20 protein-coding genes are annotated in these 24,259 nt (G+C 38.9%); 7 read left to right on the forward strand and 13 right to left on the reverse strand.

Annotated elements, in window-relative coordinates:
* Positions 1-26 precede the first annotated feature (26 nt).
* Together ACRD69_RS21815 and ACRD69_RS21820 are read left to right on the forward strand one after the other, a co-directional pair.
* Entirely contained in the window at positions 27-1,442 is a 1,416-nt protein-coding gene (locus ACRD69_RS21815) for an SDR family oxidoreductase (protein WP_430817273.1), read from the forward strand.
* Positions 1,439-2,743, forward strand: a complete 1,305-nt coding sequence (locus ACRD69_RS21820) for a cryptochrome/photolyase family protein (protein WP_430817274.1) — start codon at positions 1,439-1,441, stop codon at positions 2,741-2,743. The genes ACRD69_RS21815 and ACRD69_RS21820 overlap by 4 nt, the downstream gene beginning before the upstream one ends.
* Positions 2,744-2,920: 177 nt before the next feature.
* Here ACRD69_RS21820 and ACRD69_RS21825 read toward each other — a convergent pair whose 3' ends face one another.
* Positions 2,921-3,280: a NifB/NifX family molybdenum-iron cluster-binding protein gene (locus ACRD69_RS21825; RefSeq protein ID WP_430817275.1), complete on the reverse strand. Its 360-nt coding sequence runs from the start codon at positions 3,278-3,280 to the stop codon at positions 2,921-2,923.
* Between the two features lie 181 nt (positions 3,281-3,461).
* Positions 3,462-3,860, reverse strand: a complete 399-nt coding sequence (locus tag ACRD69_RS21830; RefSeq protein WP_430817276.1) for a DUF134 domain-containing protein — start codon at positions 3,858-3,860, stop codon at positions 3,462-3,464.
* A gap of 99 nt (positions 3,861-3,959) precedes the next feature.
* Between ACRD69_RS21830 and ACRD69_RS21835 the strand changes: the two genes are divergently transcribed.
* Positions 3,960-4,355 (forward strand): acyl-CoA thioesterase, encoded by a 396-nt coding sequence (locus ACRD69_RS21835; protein WP_430817277.1) that lies wholly within the window; start codon positions 3,960-3,962, stop codon positions 4,353-4,355.
* Between the two features lie 51 nt (positions 4,356-4,406).
* Here the strand turns inward: ACRD69_RS21835 and ACRD69_RS21840 are convergent, their stop codons facing one another.
* From ACRD69_RS21840 to ACRD69_RS21875, 8 genes are all read right to left on the reverse strand, one after another.
* Complete coding sequence (locus ACRD69_RS21840) at positions 4,407-8,303, reverse strand: leucine-rich repeat domain-containing protein (protein ID WP_430817278.1); 3,897 nt, start codon at positions 8,301-8,303, stop codon at positions 4,407-4,409.
* Positions 8,304-8,501: 198 nt separating this feature from the next.
* The gene (locus tag ACRD69_RS21845) at positions 8,502-9,527 is read right to left on the reverse strand and encodes a glutaminyl-peptide cyclotransferase (protein ID WP_430817279.1); all 1,026 of its coding nucleotides are present in this window, start codon (positions 9,525-9,527) and stop codon (positions 8,502-8,504) included.
* A gap of 28 nt (positions 9,528-9,555) precedes the next feature.
* Positions 9,556-10,728, reverse strand: a complete 1,173-nt coding sequence (locus tag ACRD69_RS21850; protein WP_430817280.1) for a MalY/PatB family protein — start codon at positions 10,726-10,728, stop codon at positions 9,556-9,558.
* 72 nt (positions 10,729-10,800) lie between these two features.
* Positions 10,801-11,262: a DUF4625 domain-containing protein gene (locus ACRD69_RS21855; RefSeq protein WP_430817282.1), complete on the reverse strand. Its 462-nt coding sequence runs from the start codon at positions 11,260-11,262 to the stop codon at positions 10,801-10,803.
* An 87-nt stretch (positions 11,263-11,349) separates the two neighbouring features.
* A complete protein-coding gene (locus ACRD69_RS21860; protein WP_430817283.1) occupies positions 11,350-12,336 on the reverse strand; it encodes an SDR family oxidoreductase in 987 nt (328 codons plus the stop codon).
* 145 nt (positions 12,337-12,481) lie between these two features.
* Entirely contained in the window at positions 12,482-14,023 is a 1,542-nt protein-coding gene (gene rny / locus ACRD69_RS21865) for a ribonuclease Y (RefSeq protein WP_430817284.1), read from the reverse strand.
* Positions 14,024-14,128: 105 nt separating this feature from the next.
* Positions 14,129-14,434 carry a cell division protein ZapA gene (locus ACRD69_RS21870; protein ID WP_430817285.1) on the reverse strand — a complete coding sequence of 102 codons (306 nt, stop codon included), beginning with the start codon at positions 14,432-14,434 and terminating at the stop codon, positions 14,129-14,131.
* Positions 14,435-14,443: 9 nt separating this feature from the next.
* Complete coding sequence (locus ACRD69_RS21875) at positions 14,444-14,737, reverse strand: hypothetical protein (RefSeq protein ID WP_430817286.1); 294 nt, start codon at positions 14,735-14,737, stop codon at positions 14,444-14,446.
* A 160-nt stretch (positions 14,738-14,897) separates the two neighbouring features.
* Here ACRD69_RS21875 and ACRD69_RS21880 point away from each other — a divergent pair, with 160 nt between their 5' ends.
* From ACRD69_RS21880 to ACRD69_RS21895, 4 genes are all read left to right on the forward strand, one after another.
* Positions 14,898-16,838, forward strand: a complete 1,941-nt coding sequence (locus ACRD69_RS21880) for a YgiQ family radical SAM protein (protein ID WP_430817287.1) — start codon at positions 14,898-14,900, stop codon at positions 16,836-16,838.
* Between the two features lie 19 nt (positions 16,839-16,857).
* Positions 16,858-17,595, forward strand: coding sequence for a DUF4197 domain-containing protein (locus ACRD69_RS21885; RefSeq protein WP_430817288.1), 738 nt, complete (start codon positions 16,858-16,860; stop codon positions 17,593-17,595).
* A gap of 228 nt (positions 17,596-17,823) precedes the next feature.
* Positions 17,824-19,524 carry a 3'-5' exonuclease gene (locus ACRD69_RS21890; RefSeq protein WP_430817289.1) on the forward strand — a complete coding sequence of 567 codons (1,701 nt, stop codon included), beginning with the start codon at positions 17,824-17,826 and terminating at the stop codon, positions 19,522-19,524.
* Between the two features lie 121 nt (positions 19,525-19,645).
* Positions 19,646-19,987, forward strand: a complete 342-nt coding sequence (locus ACRD69_RS21895) for a DsrE family protein (protein ID WP_430817290.1) — start codon at positions 19,646-19,648, stop codon at positions 19,985-19,987.
* A gap of 1 nt (position 19,988) precedes the next feature.
* Here ACRD69_RS21895 and ACRD69_RS21900 read toward each other — a convergent pair whose 3' ends face one another.
* The 3 genes from ACRD69_RS21900 to ffh all read right to left on the reverse strand — a co-directional run bounded on the left by ACRD69_RS21900 (position 19,989) and on the right by ffh (position 23,975).
* On the reverse strand, positions 19,989-21,479 hold the full coding sequence (locus tag ACRD69_RS21900; protein WP_430817291.1) for a cytochrome c3 family protein: 1,491 nt from the start codon (positions 21,477-21,479) through the stop codon (positions 19,989-19,991).
* A gap of 129 nt (positions 21,480-21,608) precedes the next feature.
* Entirely contained in the window at positions 21,609-22,490 is an 882-nt protein-coding gene (folD, locus tag ACRD69_RS21905; protein ID WP_430817292.1) for a bifunctional methylenetetrahydrofolate dehydrogenase/methenyltetrahydrofolate cyclohydrolase FolD, read from the reverse strand.
* Between the two features lie 147 nt (positions 22,491-22,637).
* Positions 22,638-23,975, reverse strand: a complete 1,338-nt coding sequence (ffh, locus tag ACRD69_RS21910) for a signal recognition particle protein (RefSeq protein ID WP_430817293.1) — start codon at positions 23,973-23,975, stop codon at positions 22,638-22,640.
* Between the last annotated feature and the right edge of the window lie 284 nt (positions 23,976-24,259).

The following is a 24,259-nucleotide window of genomic DNA, read 5'->3' on the forward strand; positions in this document are numbered from 1 at the left end:
TGCGGACCTTTGTTGCTTTACAATGTATGAAGGTTCTACTAACAGGCGCAACAGGATATATTGGTAAGCGTTTATTGCCAACACTGATTCAAAACGGTCATCAGGTCGTTTGTTTAGTGCGCGATAAAGATCGCTTTCACGTGCCCGAATCATTTGAATTGCGTGTAAGTTGTATCGAAGGTGATTTAACAATCGCCGATTCACTCACTTCTATTCCTGCTGATATTGATGCAGCCTATTACCTGGTACATTCTATGTCGACCGATAAAAATTACCATGAGAAGGAAATACGATCAGCTGCGAATTTCAGAAAGGTCCTCGGGCAAACAGCTGTACAACACCTTATTTATCTTAGTGGAATAATCAATGATGATAACCTTTCTCCACACCTTCAATCGAGAAAAGATGTTGAAATTGAACTCAGTAAAGGAGCATATGCCCTCACCACCTTACGTGCAGGCATCATTATTGGTTCTGGCAGTGCCTCGTTTGAAATTATCCGCGACCTGGTGGAGAAATTACCGGTTATGGTAACTCCACAATGGCTAAACACCAAATGTCAGCCCATAGCAGTGGCCGATGTTATTAAATTTTTATCGGCCTGCCTGCTGGATTCCAGAACCTACAATCAAAATTTTGATATTGGCGGACCCGATGTACTCAATTACAAACAAATGCTGCTTGGCTTTGCCTTTATCCGCCGTTTGAAACGCTATATTTATGTTATCCCGATCATGACACCCCGCCTTTCGTCATACTGGCTATATTTTATTACATCAACATCATATAAACTCGCCACTGCCCTGGTCGACAGTATGAAAGTGGAGGTTATTTGCAGAAATAGCTATTTAAATGAATTATTCAGCATTCAGCCTGTCAGTTATTACGATGCACTCAGGGCAGCCTTTACTGAGATCAAGGATGAGCAGATAATTTCAAGTTGGAAAGATGCCCTAGTGATAAGTAATCATGATTTTAAAATATCAGATTTTATTGAAGTTCCAACCTATGGCTGTTATACAGATAAACGTCAGATGCCAACTGACAAACCTGTAGTTACCCTGGAAAAAATATGGCGTATTGGAGGTTTCACAGGCTGGCATTTTGCCAATTGGTTATGGCAGTTAAGAGGCTTTCTTGACCGGATAAGTGGCGGTGTTGGATTGAGGCGAGGACGCACGCACAGGACCCAGATCGCAACCGGCGATGTTATTGATTTCTGGCGTGTTTTGTATGCCAATAAGGAAGAAGGACGTTTATTATTATACGCCGAGATGAAATTGCCCGGTGAAGCCTGGCTCGAATTCAAGCTCAATGGTAAGCATTTAATACAAACAGCTACATTTCGTCCTAAAGGATTACTTGGGCGTCTGTATTGGTATGCTGTGCTTCCTTTTCACCATTACATTTTCAATGGCATGATTAAAAAACTGACTAAATGACACAACGCATTACCATTCACTGGTTTAGACGCGACTTACGATTGAATGACAATACTGCCTTAAGTGCAGCTCTCAAAGGTAAGTCACCGGTACTTCCCTTATTTATATTTGACACAAACATACTGGATGAGCTGGATAGAGATGATGCGCGGGTACATTTTATTTATAAGCAATTACAGCATATAAACCTTATACTGAAGCAAAAGTACAAAAGCAGTATACTTATTAAGCTTGGGAATCCTCTTAGCGTTATTCAGCAATTAAGCAGTGAGTATGATATTGAAGCAGTTCATTTTAACCGCGATTATGAACCTTATGCTATCAAACGCGACCAGTTACTAATTGATTTTCTGAAAGAGAAAGGAATAAAAGTAGAAAGCCACAAAGATCATGTCCTGTTTGAAGCCCATGAAGTATTAAAGAAAGACGATTCACCATATACTGTATATACTCCATATAAAAAACAATGGATCAAACACTTTGAAGACAAGACTATAAGGATCAAAAAGATTGAAACCAATCGCTTTATCCAAAACAATTTTGATTTCCCCTCTCTGAATTTTATAGGCTTTAAAGAGTCTAACATCAATGTACCTGACTATAACCTGTCTTCAATAAAAAACTATGCCGAAGAGCGGGATTTCCCCTATCTGAACAGCACCAGTTTTTTAGGACCACATTTGCGTTTTGGAACGGTTAGCATTCGTCAGATCATTCAATCCTTAAAACTTGAAGACTCCACCTTTTTAAGTGAATTGATCTGGCGTGAGTTTTTTATTCAAATCCTGGTTCATTTCCCGCATGTGGTGACAAAAAGTTTTAAAAAGCAATACGATCGCATCAAATGGCGAAATAATAAAGAAGAGTTTGAAAAATGGTGTTATGGTCAAACCGGTTATCCCCTGGTAGATGCCGGTATGCGTCAGCTTAATAAGACCGGATTTATGCACAATCGTGTGCGAATGGTTTGTGCCAGTTTTCTATGCAAGCACCTGCTGATTGACTGGCGATGGGGAGAAGCCTACTTTGCCTCTAAGCTGCTGGATTTTGAATTGGCCTCCAACAATGGCAACTGGCAGTGGTCGGCCGGAACAGGTTGTGATGCAGCTCCTTATTTTCGCATTTTCAACCCAACTGAGCAACAACGTAAATTTGACCCACATCTAATGTATATTCGGCAATGGGTCGACGATTTTGATACGCTTAACTATGCCAGGCCGATTGTCGAACACAGTATGGCTCGAAAAAGAGCTCTTGAAACATACCAGGAAGCCGTTAAAAGTGGAATTGCTGAATCGTGATTTCCTAATCAAATAATACATACAGCTTCGTGCATATAAGCCAAAGAATGTGAAATGAAGAAATCACCCCCTCTAAAATGAACAATGCTTCCCCTTATTTCTATGAGTAAAGGCAAGCATTGAAAAGCACCTTATCATGCGCATGTTGACAATAGTTGAATGTAAATTGATTCAACTTTAATGAGAACACTCATGTCCAGCTTCATGCGTATGCTCACATCCTAATCCTGAATCGATGAGTTTATCAGATAAATAAGCTTCAGCAACATCTTTTACTGTCCCCTCGCATCCTCTAACAACTTTAATACCGCAGTTTTGAAGTTTATTTACAGCTCCGTTACCCATGTTACCGGCCAACATTACTTCAACTCCACGAGCCTTTAACTCGGGAATAATATTACTTTTACAACCACAACCCTGCGGGGATGGAACAGATTCTGTACCTACAATCTCATTGTTTTCTACCCTATAAACGGTATATACTTCACAATGTCCAAAGTGATTGTCAACCCTGTCATCTTTCGTTGGAATTGCCATTTTCATAACTTTTGTCTCCTATCTTTTTTAAATATAATTGATGATGATAATGTCCCTCACGCATCAGAGGGACACCACAAATTTCACAGCTTTGTTCCCGACATGGCTGCCCTTTATAATGCGGTATTTTTATATCGCATTTAACACATATACACCATCCTTTTTGCTCTGATTCCATGAATTAACCATTTAACAATCTCAAATTCTCAGCTTGACAATAACTACAAATTACCATTTCTAAATCACTAACATTCAGTTCTTGACACTTACCACACTTATACCAGTAATTTTCCGAATGAAAATCACCTCCTTCAATCATAATAGCCTTACCTTCAACAAACGCCCTCGCTACACTTTTCCGGGCCCGATCATAGATTCTTGTAAAAGTCGGTCGCGAAACCTGCATTTTGGAAGCAGCCTGTTCCTGATTCAAACCATCATAATCTGTCAAGCGCATTGCTTCATATTCCTCATAAAGCAAAATAACCGGTTCAAGGTCGTGTATTGGAACACCAAAAGGCTTAAAGCCATCAACTGGGGGCGGGTGTTCAATTAATCGTTTTCGTTTTGGTCGTGGCATGTGTAGTTTATTTAAAAAGCGTTGGACAAATTTATCAATTATAATGAACATTTGTTCATTGCTTATGCTATTTTTGCATTAAAATATGAAATAAATTAGATGGAAGAGTATTTTAATATTAGTGAAACACGCATATGTAAGGCTGTTTTTCCGGAAACTTTAAATGCCAATAACAGCCTTTTTGGCGGTAAAGCAATGCAATGGATGGATGAAGCAGCATACATCTCGGCAACACGCTTTACGAGGCAAAAAATGTTTACAGCCAGTACAGGTAAAATAAAGTTTTTAAAACCTATTACGCCCGATTCAATTATTGAAGTGATTGCTCGTGTTATAAAAGCCGGTCCGGTTCGCTTAAAAGTCAGTGTGCAGGTCTTTAGCGAAAACATGTACAGTCATGATCGAGAACTGGCTGTTGAAAGCGAGTTTGATATGGTATCGCTAAATGATAAGAATCAACCACAACGTATTGATTACAGTTCGTTACAACATTAATAAAGGATGCTCTAATTTTGAATGGCTAAGCATGTATTGCTGTTGCAATATTTACCAGACTGCTTCAATAGAAGTACCAGGGAAAAACGGGTTTTCAATATAAGCAGAATACTCACGATAGTATTCTGTTTTAAGCCCAATATAGGGTTTTTGTATATTTAAGGCCTCTCCTGCTTTAAACCATTTTATGGTATTGGTCTTATCCATTACATCATTAACATACACAGCTCTTACACCGTTGTCATACGCCAGCTTATACTTGATTTTTTGTTGACCGGTTATCAGCTTTCCCACCTTCTTTGGCAAATTATAAAGCAATGGAGTGAGATGTTCAAACTTCAGGTAATTCATTGAAAGGTTAAGTGTATCAAGCTTTAAGCAGTTTGTTAAGTCTAAATCCAGTTTTTGCAGATTATTACCCTGCAAACTAAAGAGTTTCAATTCAGGTGAATTGACTTTGTATGTTATACTATCAAGACGATTATAACTGATATCCAATTCTCTTATCGCCATGGTATCAGCATAAAAGGGTGTAAATGAATGAAGATGATTGTTCCTTATATTGAAATCAGAAAGACTTGTCAGTAATCGTAAATCGGCATTAAATTCACGAAATAGATTACCTGAAAGGTTGATAGAGCTTAATTGACTGCCAAAAACATCATCAGCTAAAACTCCGGCAATCTCATTATTTGAGACATCAAGCTGTTCTAACTTCTTAAATGCATTAAAATTGGCAGGCAGATAACCTCTTAAATGATTATCATGTAAATCAATACTTGTAACATTACCCTTTTTATCGAAACTTATACCGTACAATGCCAGAAAAGACTTGGCCAAACGCTTTCCCCGTTTGATTTGGTCCCAGCCATGATTACTGTTCCACTTGTCTCCCTGCAATTCACTATAAAAGCTACTTAAAGCCATTATTTGTTCTTTGGGTACATCAACATTTAAATAAGCCTGATATGAGTAGTTCAATCCCGGCAAATCGAAATGACTAATAACACATTCGACAAGTCCTTCATACTTACTATTAATAACCAGTTGATTGGCTTCGCTCTTAACCCATTTATCATTAAAATACCAATCAATTCTAAGATCGTCGATTCGTGCAATCAATGAATACACAATTTGACTGGAATTAACTTTTTGCCATTTAAGCAAACCGGGCGAGTACTGATCTTTATAAGTAAAAAACCGGGCCGTATTACCATAGTTTTTACCTGCATTTATTAGAAAATCAGGTGGTAAGTGATTATTATTCAAGGTCAGCGAATCCAGCTCCACTCCCATTGAGAGCTTTAAATCCAAATCACTTAACAGATTATTATCGAGATACAGATTCTTTAAATAGGGACTCCATTCCAGATTAAGATCAAGCGACTTAATTTTATTGGTACTCAAATTAATATCCTTAATGAGTGAACAACCTTTAAAATCAAAATATGCCTGTTCTATTATATTGTCTGATGCATCAAGCGACTCAAAAAACCAACATTCGTTTAAGTCAAGCTTTAAAAGGGCAATGTTGTTATCTGAAAAATCAATGCGACGCAAGTTAAAGCTATTAGACAGGTTAGCTACAAAAAAGAATAAATCGTTGGCAGACAAATCAATTTCTGTTAAATAAAACATGTCATCAAACTCAATATCAAATTGAACCAACTGATTATTGTTCAACAACATACTTTCTAGATTATAGCACATCTCAAGGCCATTATCCAAGAAGCTGATATGGTTGTTACTCAGGTTTAAATACCTCAGTTCGCTTAAGTTTCTAAAAGAAAAAGGCACATTGTACAGCTTATTATATGATAAATCCAACTGTCGTATTTTTCGCATCTTACCTATTGATGTTCCAATGTACTCAATGCGGTTATGACTCAAATCCAGGGTATGTATAAATTTACAGCTATCAAGGTTGTGTGCAAATTGCTTAAAATCATTATTGTCTAGAATCAGATACCTCAATCGCGGACAGTAATTAAGTTTACTTTCGATATAACTTAAGTAATTTTCCCCTAGATCAAGGTAAACCAACTGCTCATTATTCCGAAGATTGTAGTTAAATCGTGATATAAAGTTTCCACGAAGATTAAGTTCTCTCAATTGAGGAAACAGGTAAAAGTTTATATTCGGATGACTTAACTTATTATAGCTCAAATCAAGCACTTTCGTTCGATATCCGTTCACTTTTAAATCGGAGAACTTTGTCAGTTGATTATTAGACAAATTCAGAATCTCAAGCTTATGGTTGGCTCTCAGATCAAGACTAAACGTATCAAGCTGATTAAATGACAGATCCAGGACCTTTAATTCACGGCAATTAAACAACTTGAGATTAACATCATTCAGTTCATTATTATTAAGGGCCAGCACCTCCAGCTTATGCTGGTTTAACAGATCTATTTCAAACTGTTGCAGATTATTATCAGATAAATCAATTTCCTTCAAATTAGGGCAATGAAATAGCTGTGCATCAAACACACTGATTTCATTACCATTAAGCCGCAATACTTCAAGCTGCCAGTTACGCTTGAAGCCTATTTTAAACTGATCTACCTTATTGTTACTAATATCCAAATACTTAAGATTTGGACAAGTCATTAAATTATACTCAAAATGTGTCAATTGATTATTGGACAAATCAACATTTATCAATGCAGGACAACGGTTTATTTGTGCTGTAAACTCATAAAGCTGATTGTTTCGCAGCATCAGGATTTCGAGCTGTTTGTGATTTTGTAGTTGCTGATTAAATACCGATAAACGATTATTTCCAAGAAAAAGCTTATTCAGCTTCTTGTTGTACCGTAAACTTGGTGCAAAAAACTCCAGATTATTATTACCCAGGTTAAGCACTTCAAGGTTCCTGCAACTATTAATGTTGACATCAAACTTATAGAGATTGTTACCCCATAAATCAATCTCCCTTAGCTCCGTTGAGTTTCTTAAGTCAATATTAAGTTCAGATATGTAGTTTGAATTAAGCAGCAACTTAATTAATTTCGGGTTACTCTTGAAATCTCCTTCAAAGTACCTCAAATCATTAAATGATAAGTCAATAACCTGAAGCAAACCACATCCTTTCAGATTGCCTGTGAATTCCTGAATTTTATTTGAGGCTAAGTACAACCCAGCCAAACTTTTACATCCTGATAAGTCATAGTCAAAATCTACAAGTTCATTATTACTTAAGGCCAGGCGTTGCAGGTTTTTACAACCACTTAAATCAGGACTAAAACGTTGCAACTTATTGGACGATAAGTTTAATTCCCTGAGTTTAACAAAGCGGCTCAGGTCATTATCGAAAACGGTCAGGCTGTTGTGATCAATAAATAAAGTATGAAGTTGGCTATTGACTGAAGAAACATGCAGAAACTCGTCCAGCTGATTATAACTCAACAACAGGACTTCCAGCTTATTTAACTTTTGAAAATCAATGGAAATCGTTTCAAGTTGGTTTTTAATAATATTTAAACGTCGTAACTTATTATCAACGGCAAAATCATAGTCGAAGCTTTTTAGTTGATTGCCCGATAACTCCAGCTCTTGCAGTTGCTTCAGTTCCTTTGTATTAATAGACAAATCCACAAGTTTATTTTCACTTAAATTCAGTACTTTAAGTGAATTATCTTTTCCAAAAGACAAGTTTAGATAACGCAACTGATTGGCTGACAGATCCAGTTGTTCCAGGAAAGGTAAAAATGATAGATCGGCAACTAAAGAGTCACGCACAATGATGTTACTGGCAGCAATACGAGTGATCTTTCCATCCCTGTTAAGCCAAATGAAATTCTCATCGGGCATACCATCCTTGTTCTTATCCAATTCAGGAAATGAACTAAGCAGCAAATCAAACTCTTTTACACCTGATTGTGCGCAAATTAACTGATAGTTAAGCACTACAAGAATAATAAATATCTTAGATGCAAACCTGTGCATTGATTGGTTGAATTTTTCCCTAAATAGTGTAAATTCGTAAAGTCCGGTTCAAGCTGGTCATACAGAAAACAACTCTGACAGCAGCCATTTCAATACCTTTTCCCCTTAATACATACTGTATTTGAACACCTTAATTCAAATACCGGATACTTACGATTAACACTAAATAAACTGTTAACGATTGTTAACAAACATAGTTTATTTATTCGATTTATCAAAGGACATAAGTCGCCAAACAATGAGGTATGGCCAATTTTTTCCGGTCAGGTAAACCATACCGTTTCTGGCATCGTAGGCTATTCCGTTCATTACTCCCGCATCAGGGTAGCGATGCCGGTCAATACATTTTGATGCTTCAATTTCGACCTCCACCTTACCGTTTAGGGGGTTGATCACAATAATTTTATCATCACCTAAAACATTGGCCCAAATTTTACCGTTAATGCATTCCAGCTCATTGATATAAGGTACTGCTCCCCGATGATTAAGAACATGAACAACAGAATCCACCTTATAAGCATCTGATAAATAGTATAATTTATTGGATCCATCAGAGGCTATCATTTTGTTATTGAGAACAGTCAGTCCCCAACCTTCTTGTCGATAGGGATAAATACTCAATTGTTCCAGTTCATGGCTAAACCGGTAAACAAGACCATCTTTCCAGGTTAAAAGATGTAATTCATCATTGATTGAAGCAATACCTTCAGCAAAAATTTCCGGATCCAGGTCCAGCTTACGGATCAAATCACCGTTCTCGGGGTTAATAATTCGTAAGGACGACTGTCCGGTTAATCCTGTTGATTCAAACAAATGCCCATTGAGGAAAAGAAGTCCTTGGGTAAAAGCCTCTTTATCATGTTTCAGGATATAATAATCATCCAACTCCATCTGCAATGGCTCTGTATCTGAAACCATATAGAGATGCTCGTTTGAACGCCTTTTTTTTCCTCCTGAATAGAAGTTGAATGATAATTCATTAATACCAGGCTTTAAGCGTGAACCCGGCAGTTTAAATACCTGTTTGTTATCGGTATGGAAAACCTCTTTGCTAGAAACATCGATAACCGAATCAATAAGTGCCTTTTTTGCAGCAAGCCGATACACAGCTGTATCATTGTAATGAATCAGTTTCCATTGAACATTATTACCAAGCTGCGGATATTCAAGGTATACTCCACAACCTGATAATAAGCATGCAAATATCAAAAGGATATTTTTCATTGAGGTCACTTCTATACTAACGCTGAATTTACAGCTTATTATATGCTTCTGCTATCTGATTAAGGGCTTTTTCTATAGTTATCTTCGGGCTGGCCACATTCATACGCATATAACCTCTGCCTTCCGAACCAAAAGATAAACCATCATTCAGCCCTACTTTCGCGTTAAATGCCAAAAACTCTTTTAATTGCTTCTGATTCATTTTCCAGTTTTTGAAATTGATCCATATCAGATAGGTTGCTTCAGGCCTGAAAAATTCAAGTTCCGGCAACTTATCTTTAAGGTAATTTTCAATAAACAGGATGTTATTCTCAAGATATGATGTTAGTTCGTTTAACCAACTTCTCCCTTTGTTATATGCTGAAGTAAGAGCCACACCACTAAACAGATGCCCCATATGCAGCTGCAGGTTATTTTGCATTTGTCGATAAGCTTCCAGCAAGTCCTTATTGGCAGTCACAACATATGATGTGCTAAAACCAGCAATATTAAAGGTTTTTGAGGGTGCCATAAAGGAAATGCTATTCTGCGCCGCTTCTTCAGAAACAGATGCAAAAGGAATATGTTTATGATTGAACAGTGCCAAATCAGAATGAATTTCATCAGCCAGTACCAATACATTGTACTTACTGCAAATAGCATGTATTTTCAGAAGCTCTTCTTTCGTCCATACTCGCCCCACCGGGTTATGTGGAGAGCACAGCATATAAATTTTAGTCGTTTCTAATTTGGCCTGCTCCTCCAACAAGTAAAAATCAATCTCGTACCGACCATCTTTATTTAATAAACCATTCTTTAGTACCTTTCGTTTGTTACCTCCAATAACTGAGTAAAACGGAGGGTAAACTGGTGTATTAATAATAACACCGTCTCCAGGATTGGAAAATGCCAGAACTGAAAAAGCCAATGCCGGAACAACTCCCGGAGAGTATTCGATCCACTCATCTTTAATGGTCCACTGGTGCTTATAGGCACACCAGTCAACTATAGCTCCTGTAAACTCCTCTTTGCGTATTGTATACCCATATACTTCATGACGTGCTCTGGCCATTATAGATTCCTGAATCTCAGGTGGTGCCGCAAAATCCATGTCGGCCACCCATAAGGGTAGAAGATCATCGGTACCAAAATACTTTTCTCTTAAATCCAGTTTATAAGCGTTCGTACCCGAGCGCTCTATTATCTTATCAAAATCATACATAGCAGTCTTTTATTAAAGTATACATCTAAAAAAAGGGCCGAAGCCCTTTAATATCATAATCTTATCAGTGAATTAACCTCCGATTTTTATTGTAATTTCTTTAACTGATTGATTTCCCTCAGCATCAGACATTTCAAACTTAAGTTTGTAATCACCTCCCAAACATGCAGCTTCAATCTCATCTCCAAATAACTTGTCAATTGTTACAACCTGCTCTTTCTTCTCTGTAAAAATGATCACTTCAGTATCACCGTTTTCAGCAGGTGCCCAAGGTGTACCAATACCTTTTAACTGAGCTGATCCTGTTGGTGTCACGTATGATATTGAAATTATACACTTGGCTAATTCTCTGTTATCAGTGAATTTAGCGTTTAACGGAAGTGCAGAACCTCTTTTGTAAGTATCAGTTTCATTGGGAGTAGTGATGTCAACTGATGGCCCCTCGGTATCAGGTCCTTCACTATCGCTTCCACAGGCGAACACTCCGAATAATAAGAAACTAAGGGCTAAAGTTTTTGTAATTTTTTTGATCATAGGTTTTAAATTTTCTACAAATATAATTTTTTGAACTATATGTAAAGAAAAAAAGAACCAAGAATATAGTACGCACCAACGTTTATATTACTTCAAATTCTCCCAATACCAGCCTATTGCCTCCTTAAGGCCCGATTGTATATTATACTTTGGATTGTAATTCAATAATTCTGAAGCTTTCGCAATCGATGCCAAACTGTGCGGAATATCACCTGCGCGTTCCGGACCGTATTTGATTTCAACATTGGCTATTTCACTGTCAAAGTCGCTTAAGTACTCTTGTAAAGAGTTAATTAACTCATTTAGCGTTGTTCGCTCACCAAAGGCAACATTATATACGGTATTAACCGCTTCAATATTATCAACTGTTGCAGCCTTCTCATTGGCCTGAATGACATTATCGATGTAGGTAAAATCTCTTGAATAGGTTCCATCTCCATTTATAACCGGCGATTCATGACGAATCAGTGATTTGACAAACTTTGGAATTACAGCAGCGTAGGCTCCGTCCGGATCCTGTCGTCTGCCAAAAACATTAAAATACCGTAAACCGATTATTTGCATATCATAGAGTTTAGCGAAAACATCTGCATATAACTCATTGACATATTTGGTAATGGCATAAGGCGACAAGGGCTTTCCGATCACGTCCTCCACTTTAGGTAGATTGGTACTGTCACCATAGGTTGATGAACTCGCGGCATATACAAATCGCTTCACACCATTATCACGTGCAGCAACCAACATATTAAGAAAACCTGAAACATTAACCTCATTCGATGTAATGGGGTCTCCTATTGAACGAGGCACAGAACCTAAAGCTGCCTGATGTAAGACAATCTCTGCTCCTTTTGCAGCCTCCATGCAGTCATTTAAGTTTCTTATATCACCTTCTATAAGCTTAAACTTTTTATTGCTTAAAAATGGCTCTATATTCACCCTTTTCCCAGTTGCAAAGTTATCAAGGCAAACCACCTCATTATCCTGAGCCAGTAGCTTCTCGCAAATATTTGAGCCGATAAAACCCGCACCTCCTGTTACCAGTACTTTTTTGCTTTCAAGTATTCTCTCCATTATGTTAGTATTTAGTGCTGTAAATGTAACAAAGCCCATCCAAAAACATTAACCGTTGGTCAACATTTTCGAAACCTTAGTCAGAAGAAACAAACAAAAAAAGCGACCAATGGCCGCTTTTTAATTATTATGATATTGTCATTGACTATTTTGCGTAACTAATAGCGCGTGTTTCACGAATTACCGTAATCTTCACCTGACCAGGATAAGTCATCTCAGTCTGAATTTTACGTGCAATTTCATATGACAGCTCTTCAGCTTCCTTATCGGAAGTTTTCTCAGCTCCCACAATCACTCTTAACTCTCGTCCTGCCTGGATAGCATAAGTCTTAAGTACACCAGGGTATGACAACGCAAGGTTTTCAAGGTCTTTCAAACGCTTGATATATGCCTCGATAATTTCGCGGCGAGCCCCCGGACGTGCACCTGAAATAGCATCACAAACCTGTACAATCGGTGCTATCATCGTGGTCATTTCCACTTCATCATGGTGAGCACCAATGGCATTGCAAATGTCTGCCTTTTCTTTATATTTCTCAGCCAGTTTCATACCCAAAATAGCATGTGGCAATTCTGGGTCCTCATCTGACACCTTACCTATATCATGCAATAAACCAGCTCGTTTGGCACGTTTAGCATTCAAGCCGAGTTCCGATGCCATAATACCACACAGGTTGGCCGTTTCACGTGAGTGTTGCAACAGGTTCTGACCATAAGATGAACGGTATTTCATCTTACCAACAAGCTTGATTAATTCGGAATGAAGACCATGAATTCCAAGATCAATAGCAGTTCGCTTTCCGGTTTCCAGAATTTCTTCCTCTACCTGTTTACGTACTTTATTTACTACCTCTTCAATACGGGCAGGGTGAATACGTCCGTCGGTTACCAACTGGTGCAATGCCAGTCGTGCTATTTCACGACGCATTGGATCAAATGCCGACAGAACGATAGCTTCAGGTGTATCATCCACAATGATTTCAACACCGGTAGCAGCTTCCAAAGCGCGAATATTACGACCTTCACGACCAATGATTCGACCTTTCATTTCGTCAGAATCAATGTGGAAGATGGTAACTGAGTTTTCGATAGCCGTTTCAGTAGCAACACGTTGTACAGTTTGAAGAACAATACGCTTTGCCTCTTTATTGGCATTGATCTTAGCATCATCCATTATATCGTTGATGTACGACATAGCTTCGGTTTTAGCTTCAGCTTTCATGCTCTCCATAAGCATATCTTTAGCTTCATCACCCGACATACCTGAAATAGCTTCCAGCTGTTCAACCTGCTGTTTATGCGCCTTATTAACTTCTTCTGTTTTTTTCTCAACGATCTCTAGTTGAGTGGTCAGATTTTCACGAATAGCTTCTACCTCTTTTCGCTTACGGTTGTTTTCTTCAATACGCTGAGATATAGCAGCTTCTTTCTGCTTTAATTTATTCTCGGCATTCACCATTTTAGAGTTACGGGAATTGATTTCCTTCTCGTGCTCCGTTCTCAACTGAAGGAACTTCTCTTTGGCTTGTAGAATTTTATCTTTTTTAATGACTTCAGCTTCCGCTTCGGCCTCTCTCACAACTCGCTCACTCCTGCTTTTCAATGCTTTGGTTATTATCAGCCATGTAACCAAACCACCTGTCAAAAGTGCTCCAATTGCGATTCCTATTACTAATGGTAATTCCATATTATCGCATTTATATATATAACAAAACCGCATTATAGTGTCTTCCTACTAGCTAAAGTAACAAAACAAATAATACGGGTAAACTTCTAAATTACAATATACTAACTACAAAACTCTATCAGTCTTATTAGCTAACACATTATCTAATTGCTCATTTAAATCGCGAACCAGGGCAATGAATGGATCCACATCGTGACGGTTTTCCAGCTCTAATAACTTAATGACATACTGTAATGTTGCCATCGCCAGGAAGTCCTGTACATCTTTATCTGAATAACGTTGCTTATATTGTGAAACCTTTTCATTAATGAGTTTAGCAGCTAAACGGATGCGCTCTTCATCATTACGATCGATTCGTAACGGATAATACCTGTCGGCTATGTTAACGCGTATAGATAGTTTATCTTCCATTTAACTTGCTTAACGATTCAATAGTGCAATACACTTATCAATTTCCCGCACAATCTGACTGATCCTTTTTTTTGTATCACTAGCCTCTGTGCTTCCGGCTACCAATTCCTTCGATAACTTTAAATTGTTGAATCGTTGCTCCAGGTTATTGTATTCCTTAGATGCTGACTCCAACTGACTTATCAATCTACTCTTCTCATCCTCCAACAGTTGCACCTCCGACTTTAAGCTTTGGTACTGTTGAACAAGCCTGTTTATTTTTTCTTTTAACTCAACAATTAGTTCGCTATTTGGATCTGTCATGGCCAAATTTTTCATTACAAAGTTAACATTGGTTTTAAAATATAAAAAAAAACCTTTAACTCTTTTAGTGGTTAACCTATCATAAAGTTGCTAATAAATTGATGCAACAGAACAAATGTGAAAGCAAGATAATTAAAATTCAGCTACATTTGCCAACGATATGACAAAAATAGAGCAAAGGAATAAGATGGAAGATTGGTTGCCTACATCAGCCAAGGAGGTTGAAAGGCGTGGTTGGGATAGCGTTGATGTAATTTTATTTACAGGTGATGCCTATATTGATCATCCTGCCTTTGGTGCTGCTGTAGTTGGCCGAATGCTTGAAGCACACGGTTTACGCGTGGCGATCATCCCCCAGCCCAATTGGCGCGATGACCTAAGGGATTTTAAAAAGCTGGGACGACCCAATTACTTTTTTGGTGTTACTGCCGGTGCCATGGATTCAATGGTGAATCATTACACCGCCAATCGTCGTCTTCGCTCTGATGATGCCTACACGCCCGACGGTCGTGCAGGTCAGCGCCCCGATTATGCTTCAGTAGTCTATTGCAATATACTGAAAGAACTATATCCGGATGTACCCGTATTGTTAGGTGGTATCGAAGCTTCCCTGCGACGTGTAACCCATTATGACTATTGGTCAGACAAGCTTAAGCCAAGTATTCTGGCAGAGTCAAAAGCTGATTTATTGGTGTATGGCATGGGCGAACAGCCCTTATTGGAAATAATACGTCTTATTGACCGGGGTGTGCCTGTCGAAAGCCTTAAGACAATTCCACAAACCGCATTTTTATTGGATAAAGAAGCGCCATTGCCCAAAAATAAAAACTGGAAAGACATAGAATTACATTCCCATGAAGAATGTGTGACCGATAAAATTAAGTACGCAAAAAACTTCAGACATGTTGAAGAAGAGTCTAACCGATGGAATGCAGCACGACTTATACAGGCTATTAATGAGCAAAAGATAGTTATCAATCCGCCGTATCCACCAATGTCAACCGGCGAACTGGATGCATCTTTTGATTTACCCTACACCCGATTGCCTCACCCTCGATACATAGCCAAAGGGCCTATTCCAGCCTTTGAGATGATCAAGTTTTCGGTAAACATGCATCGCGGATGCTTTGGGGGATGTAGCTTTTGTACCATTTCTGCGCACCAGGGTAAGTTTATTGCATCGCGCTCAAAAGATAGCATACTGAAAGAGGTGGATGAAATTGCAAAAATGCCTGATTTCAAGGGTTACCTGTCAGATTTGGGTGGTCCCAGTGCCAACATGTACAAAATGGAAGGTAAAAACCTGCGAATTTGCCAGCGATGCACCCGTCCTTCATGTATTCATCCTAATATTTGCACCAACCTGAATACCGATCACAGTGAAATGACTGATATTTACAAATCAGTTAATAGTCGTAAGGATATTAAAAAAGCCTTTATAGGCAGCGGTGTGCGTTACGATATGCTCTATAACCCAATGGCATCCTCAGAAGAACAAAAGAGCCACAAAGCATACATGGAAGAGCTGATCGTCAATCATGTTTCCGGACGTTTAAAAGTAGCTCCCGAGCACACATCAGATCAGGTTTTGAAGATCATGCGTAAGCCTACCTTTAAGCTATTTCATAAATTCAAGGCCGATTTTGATCGTATCAATAAGGAGAAACAACTTAAACAGCAAATAATTCCATACTTTATCTCAAGTCATCCGGGAAGTGAGGAGCTTGACATGGCTAACCTGGCATGTGAAACCCACGATATGGACTTTAAGCTCGAACAGGTTCAGGACTTCACTCCTACACCCATGACCGTTGCTACCGTGATCTATTATTCAGGCGTACATCCATATACTCTTGAAGAAACCTATACACCCCGAACTAAAAATGAGAAGCTGCAGCAGCGCATGTACCTTTTTTGGTACAAGAAAGAATTCCAGGAAAAGATCAAAGATCGCCTGAAGAATTTTAAGCGCTTCGACATGATAAAAAAACTATTTCCAGAGAAGGAAAACAAAGAAGCTGTGAAGCGATCCAAAAGTCGGAAAAACAAGCCTAAACAGTACTCAAAACAGAATAAAAACAACTTCAAATCCAGAAGATAATCACCTAATTAGAAGCTTTATGAAGAGACTTATTTACATCCTGCCCATAATTGTATTAACTGCCTGCGCTGAATTGACTGCTGTTATTGACACGTACAATGCATCTGCTCCATTAACTGAAGCTGATGTAGCAACAGGCTTACGTGAAGCCCTGAGAGTGGGAACCGACTCTGCTTCTGCCCGCTTAGGTCACATGAATGGTTATTATGGTGATGAAATGGTCAAAATTTTATTGCCTGAAGAGGCAGATATCATTGTTAAAAACGCATCTAAAATACCGGGGGGCGATAAAGTTATTGAAGATGTCATATTGCACATTAATCGAGCTGCTGAAGATGCTGCCAAAGATGCAGGACCTGTATTCTGGGGTGCTATCAGAAAAATGACCATCACTGATGCTTTTACTATCCTGAACGGCGATTCAGATGCAGCCACTAAATACTTAAAATCCAGCACTTACGACGAGTTATTTAAACTATACAATCCTAAGATTCAAGCTTCATTAGACAAAGAAATAGCGGCCGGCATTTCACCCAACATGTCTTGGGAAACCCTGACTGGTAAATGGAATAAAATTGCCGATAACCCACTGGGGCAAATGGCCGGACTCAATACTGTTAATGTAGATCTGGATGCTTACCTTACCGAACAGGCCTTAAATGGATTATTCATCAAAATTGCTGAAGAAGAAGCACATATCCGTAAAGATCCGATGGCGCGCGTTAATGATATTTTAAAACGGGTATTCGGAAGCTAAAAACGAATTAATAAACTGTTCAATCAAAAGGTGATCAATAAACAGAAGCAGTGACGATGTATTCCCATCTAATATGGGTCTTGTTTTTAATAGCCATATGTAGCTGACCAGCCTAATGTAATTATCGTCTGCCATTCATGATTTTGAATAGTAAACATGTGAATCGCTTCGTTACTTAGCTCACTATGCACGACACTTTTCAAAGTACTTCCGACTTAATATGACACAATGCAATTAACAGATGAACAGCTTAAGATAATTGAACATGAAGGCAATTTAAAGGTAAATGCTGTAGCCGGTTCAGGGAAAACAACAACCATTTTGCAATATGCTCAAAGACGAGCCGAATCACCTGTATTATACCTGGCTTTTAACAAGTCTGTAAAACTTGAAGCTGAATACAAATTGAGTCAAATGGGACTCAATAATGTAAGGGTTGAAACTGCCCATTCTCTTGCCTATAAATATGTAGCGCCTTATCAACGCTACAAATTGCGTTTTGACTACAAGGCTCATGAAGTAGCTGCTATCCTTGGTATCAGACCCAAAGCTGGTGATCTGTCACATTTGAAACTGGCGAGTCACGTTTATCGGTTTGTCCGTTATTTCTGCAATTCTAAAGCACACAAAGTTGTTGAGATCAACTACCTGGAAACCCTGAGCAATCTTGAAAGTTTGTCATTTGCCACCGAAAACCATGAGCTGATCGTAAACTACACACGCCTCTTTCTGGCTAAGATGCATAAAGGTGAAATTGATATCATTCACGATTTCTACCTGAAGCAATTTCAATTAAGTAAACCAACACTTCCCTACGACTATATTTTATTTGATGAAGGACAGGATGCCTCGGGAGCAATGCTAGATGCCTTTATCAAACAACCGGCCAAAAAGATCATCATTGGCGACCAGCACCAGCAAATATATGGCTGGCGTTTTGCCATCAACGCCCTGCAGTTGGTCGACTTTCCAATCATGGACTTAAGTAAAAGTTTTCGTTTTAATCAGGAAGTTGCGCGTTTGTCTAAATCCATTCTTCAACTTAAAGCAGAAATTGGTCAAAATAGCAAGGTCAATATACTTGGCTTAGGCAATCAAAAAGCCATAAACAGTCGTATTACACTTGCACGCTCAAACAGCAAATTAGTGTCACGTGCCATTGAAATGCTCATTCAGCAACGGGAAATCAATAAAATATATTTTGAAGGACAACTTAGCTCCTATACGTTTTCTGATGATGGCGGCTCCATCTACGATGTGCTTAACCTATACAATAATCAACGCCACTTAATAAAAGATGATTTACTTAAGACCATTCCTTCATTCGATCACTTAAAAGATTATCTGGAAGAAACTTCCGATACCTCATTGAAAGCATTGGTCGACTTAGTGGAGAAGTACCATAAAGACATTCCTTTCTTTATCAACCGCATAAAAGAGTGCACTGTTGATGAAGCGGAAAAGGACAAGGCTGACATGGTATTTTCCACTGTGCATAAAGCCAAAGGGATGGAATACGACCAGGTATTCATTATGGATGACTTCGTTAGCGAACAACAGGTCATTGACTCAAAGGAAGCCATAAGGGCACAGGAGATCAATCCAGAAAGTCTTGCCGAAGAAATCAATCTGCTTTATGTAGCTGCCACACGCGCCAGGTCCAAGCTTCACATACCAGTCCACTTGCTGCCTACTTCCTACCAGATACATGATTTCAATACCGTTAGTAACAATTTAAACTTATCGGTCAAACCAAAATTAAAGAAAGTCAAGCCACAACGAAGCAACCAGTTATGGTCAAAAATGGAAGAAGCAGAACTGAAGCAGCTTTTTATCCAGGGCAAAACAGTAAAGGAAATCGCCATGCTATTAGGACGAAGTCAATCTGCTGTTATGCGAAGAATCGAAAAGTTGGATTTATGGTTTTAGCTTTTTAGTGAGCCCTTATCATCTCCTCAAGATTAATAATTATAAGCTGTAAGAAACAATCGCATACACATGCCGTCATCCAGGGCTTTTAATTACTTTTGGCGAATCAAGATCAAAACCGATGAAAAAATTAACAGACCTCCTTCAGATAAGCCGTTACGGCATGGGATCAGGCAATAGTGAACTGGCCATTCAGTTATTAGGTAATTACCTCAGAATAATAAATGAAGACAATCGTCTGCCCTCATTTATAGTATTTTATAACGAAGGAGTTAAAGTATTGGAAAAAGGTAGTCCTGTTGTAGAACAACTCAAAAACCTGGAGAACAAAGGCGTTAAATTAATAGCCTGCGGCACCTGCCTGAGTCATTATCAGATCAGCGAACCAATTGCCGGTATAAAAGGCACAATGCCCGATATAATCACCTTGCAAAGCGACGCAGACAAAGTCATCAACCTTTAATTTATAAATAAAGATACCGATGGCAATCGGCACAGAGCGACTCTTTCCATACCTGGTCAATATCAACAGGATGCCTGAAGGGTAATGAACCATTTACCGGAGAAAACTCTTCCTGTCCGGGTGAACCTTGCATCAGTATGGAATGACAAGCATCACAATCACGTGTGATCTTTAGATTATCCCGACTGATGTGTGAATCATTATGGCACCTGAAACAACCATTATACGCAATATGCCCGATGTGATCGGAATAAACATCCCAGCTTGCCTGCATTTCAGGAAATATATTTCGCAAATACCCATCAGAAACCCCCTTAACAGCCTTATTCACATCCTCTTTCGATATTTCAGGATGGTTAATCTCATAATAATTCGAAATAAGGGTACGAATAGCCACCAATGCTGAATCTTCAGTTGGATACGGATCTTTAAGGATATCCATCGTCAGGGCTTTGACACCAGGCAGCAATGGAATATTACCTGAAGATAAACCTTGATCAACAAATTGCTGTGGCAACAGGTAATTATGAGATGGACGGTTATGACAGTCCATACAATCCATAACACGTGGTGTTGCAGTCGCTATTGTAGCAGAATCAAGTGGAACCCAACTATCCTCATAAACTACAGTATCTCCCGATGACAGATCTATTGAGCGCACCCATGGAATTATCTCACGACTGTCATCTTCAGCAATGTATTCGATTCTGACGTCCGGATTAATATGCCAGTGTATACCCTCACTTAAGTTGGCACTACTGTGCGAACTATTTGTTTTAATGCGCAATTGAATATCCCACCTTGTATTCAATGAATCGGATAAAAAATGCTGTGCATATTGCAAACGTGGCGTATAAAATTTCTCTGGCCAATGGCACTCTTCGCAGGTCTCTTTGGCGGGCCTTAGATTACTTATAGGCGTTGGTATGGGACGCGGATAATTATTAGCCAGTACCGCGTAAACCTGATATAATCCCGATAATTTGGATTTAACATACCAGTTTGCCCCCTGCCCAACATGACACTCAACACATGCCACCCTTGCATGAGACGAATTCATATAGGTGATGTACTCTGGTTTCATTACACGGTGACACACCTGTCCGCAAAACTCAACCGATTCAGTGTAATGATAGGCTTCATAACTACCAACCGCAGTTAAAAGCATTAAGACAATTGTTCCAATACCAAATACTGATGCTGCATTTCTGTAACGGGGATCACCAAAATCAATGACCATCCATTTCGGTGATAATTCCCTTTTAGCTCTTTTAAGCCGGCGTGCTTCACGCATCATACCGAGTGGTATTAATAGCAGACCAACAATCATTATGGCAGGCATTAATATAAATGAAAACAAACCCAGGTATGAGCTTCCTGCATTGAACAGGAAAGACAATAAAAGAGAAAGAAAAATAAGCAGGAGTGATACCGAACTGATAACAGTTCCTGTCAGCGATAATGGATTGTAATAAGATTCAGGCAGTTTCATAGGTGACTTTTACTTAAAAGTTACCACTGTTTACCTTCAAAATCAACTATATGACAGAACATGCACAATTAATACCATAAAAAAAGGCCGGCGAAATATGCCAGCCCTTCAAATATTTTTGTCATCAATCTAGCTGTATATCTCTTTTTTAGCCGATTTAAGCGTATTAATGATCAATGAAGTAATGGTCATAGGACCTACACCTCCAGGAACTGGTGTAATAAAGGAACATTTTGGCGCCACTTCATCGAACAAGACGTCACCTTTCAATCGCCATCCCGATTTTGTATCGGTGGCAGGTACGCGAGTGGTACCAACATCAATCACCACGGCTCCTTCTTTCACCATATCTCCTTTCACAAAACCAGGAGCACCAATAGCTGCAATAATTATATCAGCACTTAAGCACAGTTCTTTAAGGTTAGCTGTACGACTGTGTGCCACTGTCACTGTAGCATTACCAGGGTTACCTTTCTGAGAAAGCAAGACACTCATTGGTCGGCCAACAATGTTGCTACGACCAATTACCACCACATGTTTGCCTGAAGTCTCAACTTCGTAGCGCTTCAATAATTCCATAATACCTTGTGGAGTAGCCGAAATAAAAGCAGGCATTCCAATGGTCATACGACCAACGTTAACCGGGTGGAAACCATCCACATCTTTGCGTGGATCAATGGTTTCATTAACCTTATCTTCATCAATATGCTTAGGCAATGGCAACTGAACAATGAATCCGTCAATATCAGGATCGTTATTCAACTCCTTTACTTTTGCTAATAACTCTTCTTCCGTTACATTATCTTCGTAACGTATCAGGCTCGATTTAAAACCCACTTCCTCGCAGGCTTTCATTTTACCTGATACATATGATTCACTACCACCATCGTGGCCTACAAGGATGGCTGCCAAATGGGGGATTTTACCACCTGCGGCTTTGATAGCCTCTACTTCTGCAGCAATTTCTTTTCTAACTTCTTTAGATGTTAGTTTTCCATCAATCAGTTGCATGGTTATTGATTTAGGGGTTTCTATTAAAGTGGCAAGTTAGTTATTAATTATAATAGCAATTCTCAATACCTTATTAATTAATAAGCTCAACAGATGCCTGTATAAAAAAAGAAGCACAGTTGTGCTTCTTTTCTAAAAGTTCATTTTTTATCGACGGCGTCCCATAGGCATTTTTCCCATCATCTTGCCCATCTTATTGCCGGTTGTCATCATCTTCATTACTTTTCGTGTATCATCAAATTGCTTGATGAGTCGATTCACTTCCTGAATAGTTGTTCCACTACCAGCTGCAATTCTCTTTTTGCGGCTTCCGTTGATAATTGCCGGTTGCTCACGCTCGGCCGGTGTCATTGAACGGATTATTGCTTCAATACCTTTAAACGCGTCATCATCAAAATCGATATTCTTCAACATTTTACCCATTCCAGGTATCATAGCAGCCAAATCTTTCAGGTTACCCATTTTTTTGATCTGCTGTATCTGCTTTAAGAAATCATCGAAGTTAAACTGATTCTTGGCAATTTTCTTCTGCAGTTTACGCGCTTCTTCTTCATCGTACTGCTCCTGGGCGCGCTCAACAAGGGATACAATATCACCCATTCCCAAAATTCGGTCGGCCATACGGCTAGGGTGGAAAACATCCAATGCTTCCATCTTTTCACCTGTACCAACAAATTTAATGGGCTTATCAACAACGCTACGAATCGATAAAGCAGCACCACCCCGTGTATCACCGTCCAGCTTGGTTAATACAACTCCATCAAAATCTAAACGGTCATTAAATTCTTTGGCAGTATTAACAGCATCCTGACCTGTCATCGAGTCAACAACAAACAGAATCTCATCAGGATTTACAGCTTTTTTAACAGCCGAAATCTCCTCCATCATCTGTTCATCAATAGCTAAACGACCAGCGGTATCAATGATCACTACATCATGCGCACCTTTTTTTGCCTGCTTTATACCATCTTTAGCCAGCTTAACAGGATCTTTACATCCTTCTTCAGTATATACCGTCGCTCCAATTTGCTCACCAAGCACCTGTAACTGGTTAATAGCTGCCGGACGATAAACGTCACCAGCCACCAATAAAGGATTTTTGCTTCTTTTGGTCTTTAACAAATTAGCCAATTTACCGGTAAACGTTGTTTTACCAGATCCCTGCAAACCCGCGATCAAAATAATACTCGGAGAACCCTTAAGGTTGATATCTATCGATGTCCCCCCCATTAAAACAGCCAGTTCATCATGAACCAGCTTCACCATCATTTCTCCTGGTTTAACAGCATTAAGCACATTCTGGCCCATGGCCTTTTGCTTCACTGTTTCGGTAAAGGTTTTGGCTGTTTTATAGTTAACATCGGCATCTAACAATGCACGACGAATATCCTTAAGTGTCTCTGCAATATTTAGTTCGGTGATCTTACTCTCACCTTTCAGTAGTTTAAATGACCTCTCCAGCCTTTCGCTCAGATTCTCAAACATTCCTGTAACTATTTTAAATTTTGTGCAAAATTAAAAAATTATAACAGATAGTAGTCAGTTTTTTAGGCAGAAGTCCCAACAAATCTCAAATCGCAGGTATAAATAAATTTGCAAAATTAAGAATCTTCATTAATCAGGCCTGATTCTCTGAACCTTAGCCAAAACACAATGATACGCTGTGCAATTTCCAAAAGATAATATCCGTTTAAAATTTTAAACATAGGATTAATAAGGCTAAAAAAACGAATAAAAGCTTATTTTTGCAGATACATATGAGCAAACAT

The organism is Carboxylicivirga agarovorans, assembly GCF_050589845.1.
Classification (GTDB): domain Bacteria; phylum Bacteroidota; class Bacteroidia; order Bacteroidales; family Marinilabiliaceae; genus Carboxylicivirga; species Carboxylicivirga agarovorans.

Coding starts and splice junctions, on each gene's coding strand:
- ACRD69_RS21815 (WP_430817273.1), top strand. CDS start 27: ATGAAGGTTCTACTAACAGGCGCAACAGGATATATTGGTAAGCGTTTA.
- ACRD69_RS21820 (WP_430817274.1), top strand. CDS start 1,439: ATGACACAACGCATTACCATTCACTGGTTTAGACGCGACTTACGATTG.
- ACRD69_RS21825 (WP_430817275.1), bottom strand. CDS start 3,280: ATGGCAATTCCAACGAAAGATGACAGGGTTGACAATCACTTTGGACAT.
- ACRD69_RS21830 (WP_430817276.1), bottom strand. CDS start 3,860: ATGCCACGACCAAAACGAAAACGATTAATTGAACACCCGCCCCCAGTT.
- ACRD69_RS21835 (WP_430817277.1), top strand. CDS start 3,960: ATGGAAGAGTATTTTAATATTAGTGAAACACGCATATGTAAGGCTGTT.
- ACRD69_RS21840 (WP_430817278.1), bottom strand. CDS start 8,303: ATGCACAGGTTTGCATCTAAGATATTTATTATTCTTGTAGTGCTTAAC.
- ACRD69_RS21845 (WP_430817279.1), bottom strand. CDS start 9,527: ATGAAAAATATCCTTTTGATATTTGCATGCTTATTATCAGGTTGTGGA.
- ACRD69_RS21850 (WP_430817280.1), bottom strand. CDS start 10,728: ATGTATGATTTTGATAAGATAATAGAGCGCTCGGGTACGAACGCTTAT.
- ACRD69_RS21855 (WP_430817282.1), bottom strand. CDS start 11,262: ATGATCAAAAAAATTACAAAAACTTTAGCCCTTAGTTTCTTATTATTC.
- ACRD69_RS21860 (WP_430817283.1), bottom strand. CDS start 12,336: ATGGAGAGAATACTTGAAAGCAAAAAAGTACTGGTAACAGGAGGTGCG.
- rny (WP_430817284.1), bottom strand. CDS start 14,023: ATGGAATTACCATTAGTAATAGGAATCGCAATTGGAGCACTTTTGACA.
- ACRD69_RS21870 (WP_430817285.1), bottom strand. CDS start 14,434: ATGGAAGATAAACTATCTATACGCGTTAACATAGCCGACAGGTATTAT.
- ACRD69_RS21875 (WP_430817286.1), bottom strand. CDS start 14,737: ATGACAGATCCAAATAGCGAACTAATTGTTGAGTTAAAAGAAAAAATA.
- ACRD69_RS21880 (WP_430817287.1), top strand. CDS start 14,898: ATGACAAAAATAGAGCAAAGGAATAAGATGGAAGATTGGTTGCCTACA.
- ACRD69_RS21885 (WP_430817288.1), top strand. CDS start 16,858: ATGAAGAGACTTATTTACATCCTGCCCATAATTGTATTAACTGCCTGC.
- ACRD69_RS21890 (WP_430817289.1), top strand. CDS start 17,824: ATGCAATTAACAGATGAACAGCTTAAGATAATTGAACATGAAGGCAAT.
- ACRD69_RS21895 (WP_430817290.1), top strand. CDS start 19,646: ATGAAAAAATTAACAGACCTCCTTCAGATAAGCCGTTACGGCATGGGA.
- ACRD69_RS21900 (WP_430817291.1), bottom strand. CDS start 21,479: ATGAAACTGCCTGAATCTTATTACAATCCATTATCGCTGACAGGAACT.
- folD (WP_430817292.1), bottom strand. CDS start 22,490: ATGCAACTGATTGATGGAAAACTAACATCTAAAGAAGTTAGAAAAGAA.
- ffh (WP_430817293.1), bottom strand. CDS start 23,975: ATGTTTGAGAATCTGAGCGAAAGGCTGGAGAGGTCATTTAAACTACTG.